General features: G+C 57.8%; 18 protein-coding genes. 11 read left to right on the top strand and 7 right to left on the bottom strand.

Annotated elements, in window-relative coordinates; all coding sequences use genetic code 11:
- The first annotated feature begins 98 nt into the window (after positions 1-98).
- The 3 genes from gap (GV827_RS06460) to gap (GV827_RS06455) all read left to right on the top strand — a co-directional run bounded on the left by gap (GV827_RS06460) (position 99) and on the right by gap (GV827_RS06455) (position 2,431).
- Positions 99-1,100, top strand: a complete 1,002-nt coding sequence (gene gap / locus GV827_RS06460) for a type I glyceraldehyde-3-phosphate dehydrogenase (protein WP_164352973.1) — start codon at positions 99-101, stop codon at positions 1,098-1,100.
- A gap of 72 nt (positions 1,101-1,172) precedes the next feature.
- Positions 1,173-1,316, top strand: a complete 144-nt coding sequence (locus tag GV827_RS23345; protein ID WP_235930283.1) for a hypothetical protein — start codon at positions 1,173-1,175, stop codon at positions 1,314-1,316.
- 113 nt (positions 1,317-1,429) lie between these two features.
- Complete coding sequence (gene gap / locus GV827_RS06455) at positions 1,430-2,431, top strand: type I glyceraldehyde-3-phosphate dehydrogenase (RefSeq protein WP_164352972.1); 1,002 nt, start codon at positions 1,430-1,432, stop codon at positions 2,429-2,431.
- A gap of 6 nt (positions 2,432-2,437) precedes the next feature.
- Here the strand turns inward: gap (GV827_RS06455) and coaD are convergent, their stop codons facing one another.
- The 3 genes from coaD to GV827_RS06440 all read right to left on the bottom strand — a co-directional run bounded on the left by coaD (position 2,438) and on the right by GV827_RS06440 (position 4,421).
- Positions 2,438-2,962 carry a pantetheine-phosphate adenylyltransferase gene (gene coaD / locus GV827_RS06450; RefSeq protein WP_164352971.1) on the bottom strand — a complete coding sequence of 175 codons (525 nt, stop codon included), beginning with the start codon at positions 2,960-2,962 and terminating at the stop codon, positions 2,438-2,440.
- Positions 2,963-3,029: 67 nt separating this feature from the next.
- The gene (locus GV827_RS06445; protein WP_164352970.1) at positions 3,030-3,464 is read right to left on the bottom strand and encodes a CBS domain-containing protein; all 435 of its coding nucleotides are present in this window, start codon (positions 3,462-3,464) and stop codon (positions 3,030-3,032) included.
- A 60-nt stretch (positions 3,465-3,524) separates the two neighbouring features.
- Positions 3,525-4,421, bottom strand: coding sequence for a LysR family transcriptional regulator (locus GV827_RS06440; protein ID WP_164352969.1), 897 nt, complete (start codon positions 4,419-4,421; stop codon positions 3,525-3,527).
- Positions 4,422-4,525: 104 nt separating this feature from the next.
- On the opposite strand from GV827_RS06440, the gene GV827_RS06435 reads away from it, so the two are divergent.
- The 5 genes from GV827_RS06435 to mmsB all read left to right on the top strand — a co-directional run bounded on the left by GV827_RS06435 (position 4,526) and on the right by mmsB (position 10,366).
- Complete coding sequence (locus GV827_RS06435) at positions 4,526-6,025, top strand: CoA-acylating methylmalonate-semialdehyde dehydrogenase (protein WP_164352968.1); 1,500 nt, start codon at positions 4,526-4,528, stop codon at positions 6,023-6,025.
- Positions 6,026-6,113: 88 nt separating this feature from the next.
- Positions 6,114-7,220: a carboxylate-amine ligase gene (locus tag GV827_RS06430; RefSeq protein ID WP_164352967.1), complete on the top strand. Its 1,107-nt coding sequence runs from the start codon at positions 6,114-6,116 to the stop codon at positions 7,218-7,220.
- 82 nt (positions 7,221-7,302) lie between these two features.
- A complete protein-coding gene (locus GV827_RS06425) occupies positions 7,303-8,445 on the top strand; it encodes an acyl-CoA dehydrogenase family protein (RefSeq protein WP_164352966.1) in 1,143 nt (380 codons plus the stop codon).
- Positions 8,442-9,488, top strand: a complete 1,047-nt coding sequence (locus GV827_RS06420; RefSeq protein WP_164352965.1) for an enoyl-CoA hydratase/isomerase family protein — start codon at positions 8,442-8,444, stop codon at positions 9,486-9,488. The genes GV827_RS06425 and GV827_RS06420 overlap by 4 nt, the downstream gene beginning before the upstream one ends.
- Positions 9,485-10,366, top strand: a complete 882-nt coding sequence (mmsB, locus tag GV827_RS06415; RefSeq protein ID WP_164352964.1) for a 3-hydroxyisobutyrate dehydrogenase — start codon at positions 9,485-9,487, stop codon at positions 10,364-10,366. The genes GV827_RS06420 and mmsB overlap by 4 nt, the downstream gene beginning before the upstream one ends.
- A 3-nt stretch (positions 10,367-10,369) precedes the next feature.
- Here the strand turns inward: mmsB and GV827_RS06410 are convergent, their stop codons facing one another.
- Positions 10,370-10,624, bottom strand: a complete 255-nt coding sequence (locus tag GV827_RS06410) for a hypothetical protein (RefSeq protein ID WP_164352963.1) — start codon at positions 10,622-10,624, stop codon at positions 10,370-10,372.
- 187 nt (positions 10,625-10,811) lie between these two features.
- Here GV827_RS06410 and GV827_RS06405 point away from each other — a divergent pair, with 187 nt between their 5' ends.
- Genes GV827_RS06405 through GV827_RS06395 form a run of 3 tightly spaced genes read left to right on the top strand, consistent with a single transcriptional unit; the run spans position 10,812 to position 12,920 of the window.
- Entirely contained in the window at positions 10,812-12,146 is a 1,335-nt protein-coding gene (locus tag GV827_RS06405) for an MmgE/PrpD family protein (RefSeq protein ID WP_164352962.1), read from the top strand.
- Between the two features lie 58 nt (positions 12,147-12,204).
- Positions 12,205-12,528, top strand: coding sequence for a hypothetical protein (locus GV827_RS06400; protein WP_164352961.1), 324 nt, complete (start codon positions 12,205-12,207; stop codon positions 12,526-12,528).
- A gap of 32 nt (positions 12,529-12,560) precedes the next feature.
- The gene (locus tag GV827_RS06395; RefSeq protein ID WP_204325756.1) at positions 12,561-12,920 is read left to right on the top strand and encodes a hypothetical protein; all 360 of its coding nucleotides are present in this window, start codon (positions 12,561-12,563) and stop codon (positions 12,918-12,920) included.
- Between the two features lie 107 nt (positions 12,921-13,027).
- On the opposite strand, the gene uvrA is transcribed toward GV827_RS06395, so the two are convergent.
- From uvrA to GV827_RS06380, 3 genes are all read right to left on the bottom strand, one after another.
- Positions 13,028-15,889: an excinuclease ABC subunit UvrA gene (uvrA, locus tag GV827_RS06390; protein WP_164352959.1), complete on the bottom strand. Its 2,862-nt coding sequence runs from the start codon at positions 15,887-15,889 to the stop codon at positions 13,028-13,030.
- Between the two features lie 86 nt (positions 15,890-15,975).
- Entirely contained in the window at positions 15,976-17,127 is a 1,152-nt protein-coding gene (locus GV827_RS06385) for an MFS transporter (protein WP_328823118.1), read from the bottom strand.
- Positions 17,128-17,130: 3 nt separating this feature from the next.
- A complete protein-coding gene (locus tag GV827_RS06380) occupies positions 17,131-17,694 on the bottom strand; it encodes a class I SAM-dependent methyltransferase (RefSeq protein ID WP_164352958.1) in 564 nt (187 codons plus the stop codon).
- Positions 17,695-17,913 lie beyond the last annotated feature (219 nt).

The raw sequence follows: 17,913 nt of genomic DNA, 5'->3' as shown, positions 1-17,913 counted from the left end.
TTTAGCGCTAACAGGCGCTTCGATGGCAGCTTTCCCCCTTTAACCCATCCGAGACTCCCCGTTATAGAGCGACCAAGACATCCCCGGAAGGACACCCCATGGCAATCAAAGTCGGCATCAACGGATTTGGCCGCATCGGCCGCTGTACGCTCAGCCACATCGCGGCTTCTGCACGGGACGATATCGAAGTCGTCAAGATCAATGCCACCGGCCCTATCGAGACCGCTGCACATTTGCTGAAATATGATTCAGTCCATGGGCGCTTCCCAGGCGAGATCACCATCGACAACGGATATATGAACCTTGGTCAAAACGATATCGAGGTGATGTCGACCTATAACCTTGAAGAACTGGACTGGACTGGTTGCGATGTCGTGCTTGAGTGCACGGGCAAGTTCAATGACGGTAACAAGGCGGGTGTACATCTGGAGCAAGGGGCCAAACGCGTTTTGCTGTCGGCCCCCGGCAAGAATGTGGACCGGACGGTCGTCTACGGAGTGAACCACGACACGCTGCAAAAATCTGACCGGATGATCTCTAACGGATCTTGCACGACGAACTGCCTCGCTCCGATGGCAAAGGTCATGCACGAGGCAATCGGGATCGAATCCGGCCTGATGACCACGATCCACAGCTACACCGGCGACCAACCCACACTGGACCGGCGCCACAGCGATCTTTACCGCGCACGTGCCGCCGCTATGGCGCTGATCCCGACCTCGACAGGCGCCGCCAAGGCCCTGGGTGAAGTTCTGCCTGCGCTTAAAGGCAAACTGGACGGCACTGCAATGCGCGTGCCTACGCCCAACGTCTCTGCTGTCGATCTGACATTCACAGCCTCGCGCGATGTGACGGTCGAAGAAGTCAACGCCGCCGCCAAGGCCGCTGCCGAAGGCCACATGAAGGGCGTACTGGGATATGATCCCGAACAGAAGGTCAGCATCGACTTCAATCACACCGAGGAAAGCTGCATTTTCGCCCCCGATCAGACCATCGTTGTCGCCGGTCGCACGGTGCGCGTCTTGGGTTGGTACGATAACGAATGGGCCTTCTCAGTCCGGATGGCGGATGTTGCGGTCGCCATGGGCAACCTGGGTTAACCCATCAACGTCAAAGCCTTGCGCGGTTGCACCGGCCCTGTCATATCGGGGCCATCGCAACGGAGCCGCCACGTGACCAATCTGATCGCCATCGTTCTGGGTCTGATCCTGATCGCCGCCTTGGTGTTGGACACGATGTTCTACGGCACCGAGCACCTCGTCTTTTTGGGCAAGAAGATGCTTGAATTGATCGAGTGGGTTGCGTTCTGGCGCTAGGCAGACGCGATTTACTTAAATTGTATTGGTACTTATTTCCCGGCGTGGACCCGTTGACAGGTGGCATAACTCGGCCATTTTCTGGATCAGAAATTTGATCAAAAGGTGATGCCATGACTGTAAAACTTGCCATCAACGGGTTTGGCCGCATTGGTCGCATGGTACTTCGGGCGCTGATGGATCGACCCCAAGATGATCTGGAAGTAATCGCGATCAATGATCTAGCGCCCCTCGATACCAATGGGCATCTGTTCGAGTTCGACTCGGTCCATGGCAGGTATGGGCGTTCTGTCATCCTTGGTGACGGTACCATGGACGTGGGGCGTGGCGCGATCCGCGTGACGGCAGAGCGTGATCCCCACAAGCTGCCATGGGATGATGTGGACATCGCACTGGAATGCACCGGCTTCTTTCGCACTCCTGAAAAAGCAGCACTGCACCTCAGGAACGGATCAAAGCGTGTGCTGATTTCAGCCCCGGCGAAAGGCGACATCAAAACGATCGTATATGGGGTAAACCATGACCTGATAGACGCCTCGGACCAGATCATCAGCAACGCGTCCTGCACCACCAACTGCCTTGTCCCCGTGGCGCATGTCCTGCACGAGGGCTTCGGAATTATCCGAGGCCATATGACAACGGTGCACAGCTACACCGGAACCCAGCCAGTTCATGACCGCGCACATGACGATCTGTACCGCGCCCGCGCCGCAGCCATGTCGATGATCCCAACCACCACCGGGGCCGCAGATACGCTTGGCGTGGTGCTGCCGCATCTTGACGGGCTGATTACGGGTACTGCTGTCCGCGTCCCCGTCCCGAACGTGTCCTGCGTCGATCTGGTGGTCGAAACCTTGAAGAACACCACCCAAGACGAGGTCAACGACGCAATGCGTGCGGCAGCAGAAGGCCCGCTCAATGGTATTCTGGGCGTGACGGATCGCAAGCTCGTCTCAATGGATTTCAACCATGACCCCCGCTCTGCCATCCATGCCTGTGATCAAACGTCTATCCAGCAGGGCAACCTTGTCCGGGTGTTGGCCTGGTATGATAATGAATGGGCGTTCTCGAACCGCATGCTTGACGTCGCGCGGGTGATGGGATCGATGCTCTAGCCGCGCTCAGGCTGGGTTAGGCAATTCGTCGGGTAAGGCCTTGCCCAGCTTTTCCAGCAGCTTTTCATTCACAAGCGGCGTGACGAATTTGCTCACGTCGCCATCCAGCCGCGCTATTTCCTTGACCAGCTTGCTGGCAATCGCCTGATGCTGTGCCTCGGCCATCAGGAACACGGTCTCGATCGATTTATCAAGCTGACGATTCATCCCGACCATTTGGTACTCGTACTCAAAATCTGCCACGGCACGCAGGCCGCGCACGATGATCTGCGCCCCCACATCGCGTGCACAGTCGATCAGAAGGTTCTCAAAAGGGTGCGCAACGATTTCAACGCCAGTGGCCTTACTTAACCCCGCGCATTCCGCCTCCAGCATCTCAACACGCTCTTCAAGCGAAAACAACGGGCCCTTGTCCCGGTTGATCGCGACACCGATGACCAGCTTGTCCACAAGCGTGGTTGCGCGGCGAATAATGTCGATATGTCCAAGCGTGATCGGATCAAAGGTGCCGGGATAAAGGCCAATGCGCATGAAGCTTCCAGACGTGGATTCAAGATATGGCGCAAGCAAACATGGCTTGCCGGCAGGTGCAACCGGGTTAGTGGCCCATAATCATGCCTTCAAGGGCATTTTTCTCCATAGAAAGCTCGGTCAGGCGTGCTTTGACCACATCGCCAAGGGTCACAATTCCAACCAGTGTGCCGTCTTCTACAACGGGCATGTGGCGGAACCGGCCTTCGGTCATCTTTTGCAGGATTTCGTCTGCGCGATCATCGCGGCTGCAGGTCACCAGCTTGCTGGTCATCAGCTTGTCCACGCTCAGGCTCAGCACCGCTGCACCCTGATTGCCAAGCTCGCGCACGATGTCACGTTCTGACAGGATGCCCATTGCCTTCTTACCGTCTGCCGATATCACCAAGGTTCCGATCCGCTTTTCCGACAGCATCTTGGCCGCATCGGATATCAGCATCCCCGGCGGTACAGTGACCACGACGTCCTCGGATTTTGACTTCAGAATTTGTGATACCAGCATCGCAGCCCTCCCTGTGAGCATTCCCCGTAAAATCAGCGTCGGCCGAAAAGGGTATTTGTGTCAAGCTTTTGCCTCCAGTCTTGCCACTTCACTGCGCAAGGCACCGCTTAGGAGTTCCGCAAACTGCCTGAGCCTTTGGTTGCGTCGGTCGTCCGCATGACGGATCAAATAGAACGCCCGCTTGAGGTGGACCTCGCCCGTCAATATCCGCTGAACCCCTGGTAAAAACGGCAGCGCAAAGTCATGCACCACCCCCACGCCGCCGCCCTGCTGGATCATGTGGCCCTGAACGGACACGGAATTTGAGGCAAGACTTACGCGCGCGAGGCCAAGGTCAGCGAGGTAATCAAGCTCGCGGTCAAAGATCATGTCTGGAATGTAACCCACGATCCTGTGGGCTTTCAGATCCGCCACTGTCGCGATTGGATCATTCCGGGCCAGATATTCCGATGCAGCCGCAAGATGCAGATGATAATCCGTCACTTTCTGCACCATCAGCCGCCCGGTGTCCGGTGCGCTGACAGCGATGGCCATGTCTGCCTCTCGCCGGGATAGGTTAAAGACGCGCGGCAAGGCCACAATTTGAATATCCAAGCCCGGATGCTCAATCCCGATACGCGCGCAAACCTGTGGCAGTAGAAAATTTGCGCTCCCGTCAGGCGCCCCGATCCTGATTTGTCCGGTGAGCCTGTCACTTGGCGCGGCCACCCCTGCCGTGGCCAGCCGCATCGCCTGCTCTGCCGCCTCGGCACGTTCCATCAGCCGCGCACCGGCTTCTGTCAGCGCATAGCCCTGAGGCGATTTCACGAAGAGCACCGTTTCCAGCGCCTTCTCCAACCGCCCTACCCGCCGCCCCAGCGTCGCTGGATCCAGCCGCAAGAGTTTGCCTGCCGCCGACAGGCTCTGTTCCCGTGCAACTGCGAGGAACAGGCGCAGGTCGTCCCAATTATGTTCCATCCCGCCCCCTCATAGCCACAAAAGTGCAAAGCCAATTTGCATACTTGCCCCTTTGCCTTGCCTTTTTGCAAGACTAAACTGCGCGCAAATCAATGGAGGATCCCATGCAAGAACTTACTCACTACATGAATGGCGCACACGTCAAAGGCACGTCGGGCCGTTTCGCAGACGTCATGAACCCCGCAACGGGCGAAGTGCAGGCGAAATGCCCGCTCGCCTCAAAGGAAGAGCTTGAAAAGGCTGTTGAATACGCGCAGGCCGCCCAGCCCGCATGGGCCGCCACCAACCCGCAGCGCCGGGCGCGGGTTCTGATGAAGCTGGTGGACCTTCTGAACCGCGACATGGACAAGCTGGCCGAAGCACTGTCCCGTGAACACGGCAAGACGCTGCCAGATGCCGCCGGTGACGTGCAGCGTGGCCTTGAAGTTGTCGAATACTGCATCGGCGCGCCGCAGCTGCTGAAAGGCGAATACACCGATTCAGCCGGTCCCGGCATCGATATGTATTCCATGCGTCAGGCACTGGGTGTGACCGCAGGGATCACCCCCTTTAACTTTCCAGCCATGATCCCAATGTGGATGTTTGCTCCCGCCATTGCCTGCGGCAACGCCTTTATCCTCAAGCCATCCGAACGCGATCCGTCAGTGCCTTTGATGCTGGCCGAACTGGCCGAGGAAGCAGGCCTGCCCAAGGGGATTCTGCAGGTTGTGAACGGCGACAAGGAAGCGGTTGATGCGATCCTTTATAACGATGTGATTCAATCCGTGGGCTTTGTTGGGTCCACGCCTATCGCCGAGTACATTTACGGCACGGGCTGTGCGCAAGGTAAGCGCGTGCAGTGCTTTGGTGGCGCCAAGAACCACATGATCATCATGCCAGACGCGGACATGGATCAGGCTGCCGACGCGCTGGTTGGCGCTGGCTACGGTGCGGCAGGCGAACGCTGCATGGCGATCTCCGTGGCTGTTCCCGTCGGGGATGATACCGCAGACCGTCTGATCGAAAAACTGGTCCCGCGCATCGAAAAGCTGAAAGTCGGCCCCTACACCTCTGGCAATGACGTGGATTACGGCCCTGTCGTGACAGCGGCCGCAAAAGCCAACATCGAACGTCTGATACAAACGGGCGTGGATCAAGGTGCAGAGTTGGTCGTAGATGGCCGCGACTTCAAACTGCAGGGCTACGAAGACGGCTTCTTTGTCGGACCCCACCTCTTTGATCGCGCGACCAAGGACATGGACATCTACAAGCAGGAAATCTTTGGGCCTGTCCTGACCTGTGTGCGTGCGCAAAGCTATGAAGAGGCTTTGGGCCTTGCCATGGACCACGAATACGGTAATGGCACCGCGATCTTTACCCGTGACGGCGACGCGGCGCGCGATTTTGCCAACCGGATCAACATCGGCATGGTGGGTATCAACGTACCGATCCCGGTGCCGCTGGCCTACCACACCTTCGGCGGCTGGAAGAAATCCGTCTTTGGTGACCTGAACCAGCACGGACCGGACGCGTTCAAGTTCTATACGCGCACAAAGACTGTCACGGCCCGCTGGCCTTCGGGTATCAAAGAGGGTGGCGAATTTTCCATTCCCGTGATGGAGTAAGCTCCACAGGTGGGCGTTAAGCCCACCCCACAGCACCCCGTCGGATCGGCAACCTGCCTTCCCGTCGGGGCCGACAGGGATGGAGACCATGCAAGAAAGCTTCACCATCGGCATTGAGGAAGAATACCTCCTTGTTGACCTCGACAGTTACGAGCTTAGTGCAGCGCCTGACGCGCTGATGGACGCCTGCAAGAAGCAGCTGCAAGATCAGGTCAGCCCCGAGTTCCTCCAATGCCAAATCGAGATCGGCACAAAGGTCTGCGAAACTGTGGCCGACGCCCGCGAAGATCTGCGCCGCTTGCGCGCCTGCATCGCGACGGAGGCGAAAAAGCATAACCTTGCCCCCATCGCCGTCTCCTGCCACCCGTTTTCGGACTGGAAAGACCAGCATTTCACGGAAAAAGATCGCTATTCCCAACTGGAACGCGAATTGATGGGCGTCGCCCGTCGCATGCTGATTTGCGGCATGCACGTCCATGTCGGCCTGAATGACAATGCCCTGCGCATCGATCTCATGCCACAGCTGGCATACTTCCTGCCGCACCTTCTGGCGCTTTCATCCTCCTCTCCTTTTTGGCAGGGCGATGATACCGGCCTCGCCTCTTACCGCCTCAGCGTTTTCGACAACCTGCCTCGGACCGGTCTGCCGCCGATGTTTAACAGTTGGGACGAATACAAGCGTACCACCGGAACACTGATTGACCTTGGCGTTATAGAAGACACGACCAAGATTTGGTGGGATCTGCGCCCCTCTGACCACTACCCGACCCTTGAATCTCGCATCTGCGATGTTCAGCCCCGCATGGAACATGCCCTAGCCCTTGCTGGCCTGACGCAATCGCTTGTGCGCATGCTGGTACGACTGCGTGACCGCAACCTGCGCTGGCGTCAGTACGACCGTTTCCTGATCTCTGAAAACCGCTGGCGCGCGCAAAGGTATGGCGTGACCGAAGGACTGATCGACTTTGGCGAACGCAAGATCAGACCCTTTGACGACCTTCTGGACGAAATGATCACCCTTCTGGCCGAAGACGCAGAAGCACTGGGATGCCTTGATGACATCGTCCGTCTGCGCGAGGTGGTGTCAGGCGGCACCAGTTCCAGTAGGCAGCGTGAGGTCTTTGACAGCGCCACGGAAAACAAGGGCGAAGCTGTGGTTAAACACCTGATCGAGGAATTCAACGCGGACCTCTGAGCCTTTCTTTGCCCCTTGCAAAACTCCTGCAAAGATTGGAATTTAACAGACGTTCAATAAAGGTGCATTGGGGGAGGAAACCATGGATTTTGCGCTCAGCGAAGAGCAGACGGCCATCTTTGATATGGCCTATGCCTTTGGGCAGGAACATATTGCGCCCTTCGCCCGCGATTGGGAAAAAGCAGGCACGATCCCCAAGGATTTTTGGCCCAAGGTGGCTGAGCTTGGATTTGGCGGCCTTTACGTCTCAGAAGACTCAGGCGGCACCGGTCTTTCGCGGCTGGACGCCACGCTGGTGTTCGAAGCGCTCTCCATGGCTTGCCCTTCGGTCGCTGCCTTCCTGTCGATCCACAACATGTGCGCAAAGATGATCGACAACTTCGCCAGCGACGACCTCAAATCGCGGGTCATGGACGACGTCATCGCCATGAACACGGTGCTCAGCTACTGTCTGACCGAACCCGGTTCCGGCTCTGACGCGGCGGCCCTCAAAACCCGCGCGGAACGTACCAATGAAGGCTATAGCCTCACCGGGACCAAATCGTTCATCTCCGGCGGCGGGTATTCGGATGCCTACGTCTCAATGGTGCGCACCTCGGACGAAGGGGCCGCAGGCGTCTCATGCGTCTATGTTGAAGCCGGGACCGACGGTCTGTCATTCGGCGGATTGGAAGACAAAATGGGCTGGCGCAGCCAGCCAACGGCGCAAGTTCAATTTGACAATTGCAACATACCATCAGGAAATCTGGTGGGAGAAGAGGGCAAAGGTTTCAAATATGCGATGATTGGCCTTGACGGCGGTCGCCTCAACATCGCCGCCTGTTCTTTGGGTGCTGCGCAGATCGCGCTGACACAGACGTTGAACTACATGGGCGAACGCAAGGCCTTTGGTCAGTCAATTGACCAGTTTCAGGGGCTTCAATTCCGCCTCGCTGACATGGAGATCGAATTACAGGCCGCGCGCACGTTCTTGCGCCAAGCCGCCTGGAAACTGGACAACGGTGCCCACGACGCCACCAAATTCTGCGCGATGGCCAAGAAGTTTGTCACAGAGACTGGCAGCAAGGTCGTGGATCAATGCCTCCAATTGCACGGCGGTTATGGCTATCTTGCTGACTATGGTATTGAAAAACTCGTCCGCGATCTGCGCGTTCACCAGATCCTTGAAGGCACCAATGAGGTCATGCGCGTGATCGTGTCACGTGACATGCTAAAAAACAGATGAGCGATATCGATATCCGCATAGCCGGTCGTGCCGGCCGCATTACCCTGACCCGGCCACAGGCGCTGAACGCGATGACCTACGAGATGTGCCTTGCCATTGAAAAGGCCTTCGATGCGTGGCGGGCGGACGATACAGTGCAGATCATCGTGATCGACGCAGAAGGCGACCGCGCCTTCTGTTCCGGTGGCGATATTGCAGAGCTCTACGCCACCGGCACCAAGGGTGATTATGGCTATGGCCGGAAGTTTTGGGCCGATGAATACCGCCTGAACCACAAGATCTTTGGCTACCCAAAGCCTGTCGTGTCCTTCCTGCAGGGCTTCACCATGGGTGGCGGTGTCGGAATCGGATGCCACGGGTCGCACCGTGTTGTGGGCGAAAGCAGCCAGATCGCTATGCCTGAATGCAGCATTGGGCTTGTCCCGGATGTGGGCGGCTCATTAATGCTTGCGCTTGCCCCCGGACGCCTTGGGGAATACCTGGGGATAACTGGGACAAGGATGAATGCAGCAGACGCAATTTATGCTGGATTTGCAGATCACTACATTCCAGAGTTAAAGTGGACAAATCTGATAGCGGAGCTTGAGGCCACTGGCAGCATCGAAGGGGTGACCCAATCTGCGGAACAGTCCGACACAGGCACGTTGGAAGGCCAACTGGACAAGATCAATGCTCTTTTCGCTGGCGAGCGGCTTGGTGATATCCTGACTTTGCTCAAGACAGACGGCAGTGACTTTGCCGCCGAGGCTCTAAAAAAGACCAGCCGCAACTCTCCTCTGTCGATGGCCTGCACGGTCGAGATCATGCACCGCCTGCGCGGCCCGTCGTTGACGCTGGAAAAGGCGCTCGACCTTGAATACCGGTTTACTTTCCGCGCGATGGAGCATGGCGACTTTCTTGAAGGAATCCGCGCCGCCATCATCGACAAGGATCGCAATCCCCAGTGGCAATACGCGGATCAGGACGTTCCTCTGGCCGCGGTCTCAAAAATGCTGCAACCTCTTGGCCCAGACGCCCCTAAACTTCAGGAGACTACCCCATGAGCACCCTAACCATCGGCTTCATTGGACTGGGCAACATGGGCGCGCCCATGGCTGCAAATCTCGCAAAAGCAGGACACAGCGTGCGCGGCTTTGATGTCGCTGGCACCACTGCCGATGGCGTCACCCAAACCAAAGACATAGCAGGCTGCGTGTCCGGTGCCGATGTGGTCATCACAATGCTGCCCAACGGCTCAATCCTACGGCAGGTCGCTGCCGAGGCAATCCAGCACATGAAAGTTGGCGCGCTGTTCATCGATTGCTCTACCGTGGACGTCGAAAGCGCCCGCAACACGGCGGAAGCCGCTGAAAACGCGGGACTTCTTGCAGTTGATGCTCCGGTCTCCGGCGGCATTGGCGGTGCTGCGGCAGGGACGCTAACATTCATGGCAGGTGGCTCGGCCGCTGCATTCGCCAAGGCTGAACCGCTGTTCGACATCATGGGCCAAAAGGCGGTGCATTGCGGTGACGCAGGTGCCGGGCAGGCCGCGAAAATCTGCAACAACATGATCCTTGGCGCCACGATGATTGCGACTTGCGAAGCTTTTGCGCTGGCCGACAAGCTTGGCCTCGACCGGCAGAAGATGTTTGACGTCGTCAGCACGTCATCGGGCTATTCGTGGTCCATGAACGCCTACTGCCCCGCGCCCGGCGTCGGTCCGGAATCGCCAGCTGACAACGATTACAAACCGGGCTTTGCGGCTGAACTGATGCTCAAAGATCTAGGCCTCAGCCAGCAGGCCGCTGAACTGGTAGATGCGGACACACCGATGGGCGCGCGGGCACTGGAACTGTACCGACAGTTTGTCGAGGAAGAAGACGGTAAAGGCCGGGACTTCTCGGCCATGCTGCCACGTTTTGCCGCGCGAGGCAGGGACTGAAGCCTATTTTCCGACGGTGATCAGCAATAGAATGAGGAACATCGTCGGAACCATTGCCAGGACCGGGAGGATGAGCGCGGGGTAGCCGAAAGCCGCAATCGCTAAGCCCCAGACGGCCAGCAAGACCAACAGCAACGCAACCACGCGAAATTCAAGCGTTCTGGTCAACCGTTTGGCTTTCAGGGCTGCGTCAAGACGTTGAGCAGCCAGCATCTCTCCCAGACGCGAGGGGACGGTATCGGTGGTTACAGTGGTCATTTCAGGGATCCTCTTGTTGCTGTGGTGTAGATAGGCGCTTCTGAACAACGGCAAATGCGGCATTCTGACCCCGCACTACTTACCGCGCTCCAATTTTCCGGAATTTCACGACCAGTCAGGTCGCAAACCGGCATTTCAGCAGGGCAAAGGGGGTTAGGCTGAGGTCAGCCAATCTGGAGCCTGTACCATGCCGCCCCCCTTTGACGCATTCGCAGCCGACCTGACCTACGACGATCTGCCAGAAGATCTGCTTTGGGTGCTGCGGCGGTCATTTCTCGATACCATGGGCGTTGCCGCCGTGGCCTCGACCACCGAGATGGCTGATCGCGCAAGACGCGGCGCCAAGGCGATGTTTGGCCCCACCGATGCGGGTTCTGCACGCATCCTGATGGATGGGACGCCGCTTTCACCAGCCGGGGCTGCCATGGCCGGGGCGTTCACTGTCGATGCGGTTGACGCCCACGACACCACCTCGCCTTGCAAGGGACATGCTGGGTCGGCCGTATTTCCCGCCCTTCTTGCCATGGCAGAGGTCACAGGCCCGATGACCGGTGCAGCCTTCGCCGCGCACCTTGCTGTTGCCTACGAGGTCTCCTGCCGGGCGGGGCTGGCCCAGCACGCGACCTGCCCCGACTATCACACCTCAGGGGCGTGGACCGCTGTGGGGGTCGCCACGGCGACCGCGCGTATGCTCGGCTGCGAAAGTGACATCATACGCGAGGCGGCCGGAATTGGTGAGTATCATGGCCCCCGAAGCCAGATGATGCGCTGCATCGACTTCCCCACAAATGTGCGGGATGGCGTCGGCTGGGGCGCGCCATCCGGCATCGTCGCCGCCTATCTTGCACGCGAAGGGTTTACCGGTGCGCCTGCCCTGACCTGCGAACAGGCCCCTGAGTTTTGGGCTGACCTTGGCACCGCGTGGCGCACGGTTGAAGATACCAGCTACAAGGCCTATCCATGTTGTCGCTGGGCGCACCCCAGTATCGACGCCGTGGCGCATCTGATGGCACAGCATGATCTGACCCACCATGACGTGGCGGGCGTCGACATCACCACGTTTCACAATGCAACACGCCTTGCAGGGCACCGCCCTGCGACGCCGGATGAGTTTGCCTACGGAATTGCCTTTCCTGTCGCCACCATGATTGTGCGCGGCCAAATTGGTGTGCCGGAACTGGCTGCTGCAACGCTCAGCGATCCCGACATTCAACGCGTCAGCGACTGTATACGCCTGATTGATGACCCACATTTTACAGAAATTTCGCAGGGCAAACGCTGGGCGCAAGTGACGCTTCACACCAAGGACGGACGCAGCTTCGAAGACGCTCCACGGACGCCCAAAGGCGACAACGATCAACCACTGTCAGACACCGAAATTCTGGATAAATTTCATCTGTTTGCTGACCCAGTCCTTGGGTCGGCACGCGCGGATGAGATCGCAGATCTCAGTACCCGATTTGACAGCCTTTCTGCGTCCGAACTTTCGCACCTGATCGACCTGTGCCTGTCGGCGCCTTAGTCGAGAAATCAACGCCTCCTCTTAAGCCTGCGACATTCTGGCCCCATCTCATTGTCAGGTGCAGTATTTTCCGCACGCCGGATCCAATTATTTTCATCACTCTGGCCCACCCAAGAATTTTTTGAACGAACAATTCGTTTCTTTGGAGGATTCCATCACTGTTACCGTAGAGATTAGCGGCCAACTTGTTACCCTTGAAGGAAATGAGGCGAACACCCTGATGCAGCGCCTTGTCGGCGAAGTATGCCAGCGCATCTGGATGCCCGCTGTGGGACTGTTCCGCTCCAGCTTTGGCCGCTGGGAATGGCATTTGATCAACGCAGGCACCCAATCCACCGGGTTATCGCAGCGGCAGGCGGCGCCGACCTGCCCAATGCCTTAACTACAAGACGGCTGAAACGAAGGCATGATCAATTGAACCGACTGGTGACACCGCAAGGCATTTCCCGTTTCTTTGAGGGCCTTGCGAATTGGCGACGGGATGCGGCTACGTTCCGCCGCAGCATGAGCCGATACCTGAACGATTTTGAAGGCGGCGGCAAAATATCCGTACAGGTTTTGACGATCACACCCGACGTTTCCTTCCTCACGCTGCAAGTCTGCTGTGCCATCTCGACCGGTGGAGCATCAGCAGATGCTTCTGCAGCCGCCGCACCGGGCGGTGCAGGTTTTGCTTTGGCCCATGCTGCGGGACACACCGCAGGCCCGAAGGGCTGTCGACGCGGCCCGATCCACCAGCAGACACCTTATGCCCAACCTCGATTTCCGTGCTGATCTGGCCCGCAGATTACGTGCGGAACGCGATCAGATGTGCCAGAAACGTTGTCGCCGCTTGCATCTGAAGCGCAGAACGCTCAGCCAGCCCTGCAATTGTATCTCCGCTATTCAGCGGCCACTGCGGGGCGCTTTTGAAGCATCGGCTTGAGATACTTGCCAGTATAGCTTTCGGCGACTTCCGCTACCTCTTCTGGCGTGCCCGTGGCAACGACCTTGCCGCCACCGTCCCCGCCTTCGGGTCCGATGTCGATGATGTAATCGGCGGTTTTCACCACGTCGAGATTGTGTTCGATCACCACGACCGAATTTCCCTGATCGACCAATTCATGCAACACTTCCAACAGCTTGCGCACGTCTTCAAAGTGCAGACCAGTTGTCGGTTCATCCAGAATATATAGCGTGCGACCGGTTGACCGCTTGCTGAGCTCCTTTGACAGCTTCACCCGCTGTGCTTCACCACCGGACAAGGTTGTGGCCTGTTGACCAACCTTGATGTAGCCAAGCCCAACGCGCATCAGCGCGTCCATCTTCTCCCGGATCGACGGCACGGCAGCAAAGAATTCCTGCGCGTCCTCGACTGTCATGTCCAATACGTCCGCGATCGACTTGCCCTTGAACTTGATCTCCAAGGTCTCGCGATTGTAGCGGGCCCCTTTGCAGGTCTCGCATTCTACGTAGACGTCGGGCAGGAAGTGCATCTCGATCTTGATGACACCGTCACCCTGACAGGCCTCACAACGTCCGCCTTTGACGTTGAAACTGAAACGGCCCGGTTTGTATCCCCTTGCTTTCGCTTCAGGAAGCCCCGCAAACCAGTCACGGATCGGCGTAAACGCTCCGGTGTATGTTGCCGGGTTGGAACGTGGGGTGCGCCCGATCGGCCGCTGATCGATGTCGATCACCTTATCAAGATGTTCCAGCCCTTTGATCGTCTCGCAGGGCGCAGGCGTCTGCCGCGCGCCGTTGAGGTTCATAGAGGCTGTTTTGAACAGCGTTTCAATCGTCAGCGTCGATTTCCCGCCGCCTGACACCCCCGTGACACAGACGAACTTGGCCAGCGGAAAATCTACCGTCACGTTTTGCAGGTTGTTGCCGCTGGCTTTGACAACCTGAATCTTTTTCTTGTTCCCTTTCCGCCGGACCGGAGGCACTGCGATTTCGCGCGTTCCAGTCAGGTATTGCCCGGTGATGGAATTCTTGTCCGCAGCAATCTGCGCTGGCTTGCCGTGGCTGACCACTTGCCCGCCGTGCACCCCGGCCCCCGGTCCGATATCAAAGACATAATCCGCCTCGCGGATCGCTTCCTCGTCATGTTCGACCACGATTACGGTATTGCCTTGGTCACGGAGGTTTTTCAGTGTCAGTAACAAGCGGTCATTGTCGCGCTGGTGCAGCCCGATGGACGGTTCATCCAGCACATACAGAACCCCGGTCAGGCCAGAACCGATTTGCGAGGCCAGACGAATGCGCTGGCTCTCTCCGCCACTTAATGTACCACTTGAACGCGCGAGCGTAAGATACTCTAATCCAACATTATTCAGAAAACCAAGGCGCTCGCGAATTTCCTTGAGAATGGCGCGGGCGATCTCGTTTTTTTGAACTGTCAGGTGCTCTGGCACGGTTTGGCACCAGTCAAAGGCATCCCGGATCGACATCTGCACAACCTCGCCGGCGTGCAGACCACCAATCTTGACCGCCAGCGCCTCTGGCCGCAAACGATATCCGCCGCACGTACCGCAGGGACGATTGTTCTGATAGCGCTCAAATTCTTCGCGGATCCAGTTGCTGTCTGTCTCGCGATAGCGCCTCTCCATATTGGGGATGACGCCTTCGAATACCCGGCTGACCTCGTAAACCCGCCCGCCCTCATCATAGCGGAATTTGATCTCTTCCTTTCCAGACCCGTACAAAAACACCTGCTGTACCTTCTCTGGCAAGTCTTTCCATCGGGTGTTCTGATTGAATTGATAATGCTTGGCGATGGCTTCAATTGTCTGTTTGAAATAGGGGCTCTTGCCCTTGCGCCACGGGGCCAATGCACCATCGTAGACTTTCAGATCCTGATCCGGCACCACGAGACGTTCATCAAAGAACAGCTCCATTCCAAGACCATCACAATCAGGGCAAGCGCCGAAGGGAGCGTTGAAGGAAAACAGCCGCGGCTCGATCTCGGGAATGGTAAAACCACTGACAGGACAGGCGAATTTCTCGGAGAAGGTTGTGCGCTCCGGATCGCCTTCGCTTGGCGCTGTCTCTAGAATTGCGATGCCATCGGCCAGATCCAGCGCGGTGCGCAAGCTGTCAGCCAATCTTGTTTCAAGCCCCTCACGCACGACCAGGCGATCCACGACCACATCGATGTCATGGCGGAACTTCTTGTCCAGCGTTGGCGGCTCATCCAGCTCGTAGAATTCGCCATCCACTTTGACACGCTGAAAACCCTGCTTGCGTAGTTCCAGAAATTCCTTGCGGTACTCACCCTTCCGGTCCCGAATGATGGGGGCAAGAAGATAAGCGCGCGTCCCCTCTTCCATGGTCATGATGCGGTCCACCATGTCCTGAACTTGCTGCGCTTCGATGGGCTTGCCGGTGGCGGGGCTGTAGGGCGTGCCAACACGCGCAAACAGCAAGCGCATGTAGTCATAAATTTCGGTCACTGTCCCTACGGTCGACCGAGGGTTCTTGGACGTCGTCTTTTGTTCGATGGAAATCGCCGGGCTGAGACCTGAAATGTGATCCACATCCGGCTTTTGCATCATGTCAAGAAACTGGCGCGCATAGGCTGAAAGCGATTCAACGTAGCGGCGCTGCCCTTCGGCATAGATCGTGTCGAAGGCCAGCGATGACTTACCCGATCCGGAAAGGCCCGTGATTACAACCAATTGGTCACGTGGAATATCCACGTCAATGTTCTTGAGATTGTGCTCGCGCGCGCCGCGCACTTCGATGTTCTTCAGCTCTGCCATGACACACCCCTATTCACCTCCTCCCACATAGGTGGCGGCGGCGGATTCTCCAACTCAAATATAAGAACAAAAGGTAAACAGCGCAATTAGTCGCGCAATCGGGCCAGAACAAGATGCAAGGTCAAGCCAAGGACGAAAGCCATTCCAGCCAGAACCGGCAATGTGTTGTATCCAGCGTGGATCAGACCAAAGGCCATCACCGGTGTTCCCAAGGTGTTGCCAATGTTGCCCATCTGCGCCATCGCGCCATTTGCCTGCGCCTGTGTGGCAGGCGTGGCATTAAGCTGAGGAACTGCGGCAAAGCTGGCCCCCTGGATCAGTCCCATCGCCCCGGCCAATGCGAGACAGGCCAGCGGCGCGCCTGGAGACCACCATAGCCAAACCATACACAACGCCGAAAGCCCGAAACCTGTCATCACGACCTGGACCGCTGACAACGTACGCAACAACAGAACGCCAAATGTCATTGAGACAGCGATGCTCATCAACGGCATTGCGGTCATGATCGTGGCGCGAATGGCTGGATCAATATAGGGCGGCAGAACGGTGAGGATCGACACGAAGCTGAACGTATAAAACAGCCAACCCGCAGCAGGCGCCGATATGAAGGGAGAGCGGTAGATTGTCCCATGATCGCGCAGGATTTGCGGCACCGAGAACGGGGGCTGCGGCCCTTCGTCCGGCAAGGCCCGCAACCGCGCGCTGAGGATCATGGCGAAAACCGCCATGTAGGCGCCATGGGCGAGAAACAAGGCGGGCAGACCGAGGCTCAGCGCAAGTGGACGTCCTGCAAAGGCGAGAATGGCGAAGGCAACGCCAAAAAACGTTCCCCACAAGGTCAACGTCAGCCCGCGATCCTTTTCAGCGCTGAGTTGCGCAATCAGCGTGGGCGCCGCCACGACGATGGCCAGATGCGAGGCCCCTTCAATCACTCTTGCAAACAACATCCACGACAAAGGCGGCAACAACGCCTGCAAACATGACACAGCCGCACCCGCCCACAGCGCGCCTAGCAAGGCCCGCCGATACCGGATCCGCGCCACCACCAGCCCGGCCATGACGCCGAAGATAATGCCAACAAATCCGACCAACGATACGATCCAGCCGACCGCAGCTCCTGCGTCCGGATAGGCGTCAGGCAGCAGGTCAAAGATGACCGAAACCTTGCCGTATTGCGCCGCGGCCCCCAACCCAGCCCCCCAAAGCAACAGGATCAGCCCGAAGGGCGTCCGTGCCACACCTCAGACCTTCTGCGCCAAAGCCCAGGCACAAATGGGCATCTCAGGGTCATTCTTGATATTGTCGTTTTCCGGGTCATAGACAGGCGGCCAAACCTCTTCGAGGTTACGTAATGCGACATGTCGGTTGCCCCATTGCTCAGCATGGATGGCTTCTTCGTCAAAACCGCCTTCGATCAGCAGGTTCTTCAGTCCTCGCGCGCTCCAACGCGAACAGTCCTGCGGCGCAGCGTGCAAGGGGGCAAAAAACGGCACTGCAAGCCAGAAATATCCGCCGGGGCGCAACATGGCATAGACATTGCGCGTGGCGGCGTAGGGGCGGTCGAGATGCTCCCAAACCTGATTGGCAAGAACAAGGTCAAATTTCAACATTTCACCGCTGTCCTGATCCCGGATCGGGCCTGCGCAGATGTCATAGGCGGGATAGCGGTACTGCGTATAGCTCTTGAACTCGAACCTTGCGCCCCATTTTCCGGAAATCTCAGCGACATCAAGCTCTTGCGGACCAAGGGCATTGATCATTCGGCGGCTGGAGGGCTGCATGACGACACGGTTGAGACTGACCATAGACCCTATATGGCAGCGCCGTGACGCACCGTCCAGTTGCCATCGCTCTCGCGATTCGGATCGGGGTCAAGGATCGCGCAGCGACCAATCTTTGATTGGCCTGTCCTTGAGGCCGGTCCGACTCGCCCCACACACTTGATCAAGGTCGTTCAGGACGCATCGCGCCCTGAACACCTTCTCAGCAGACAGCAGAATGCTTTCATCCAGAACGCGGCCCTT

The sequence above is a fragment of the Sulfitobacter sediminilitoris genome, from assembly GCF_010667575.1.
Taxonomy (GTDB): Bacteria; Pseudomonadota; Alphaproteobacteria; order Rhodobacterales; family Rhodobacteraceae; genus Sulfitobacter; species Sulfitobacter sediminilitoris.
The sequence above is the reverse complement of the archived record's forward strand: the minus strand, read 5'-3'. Positions and strand labels throughout refer to the sequence as shown.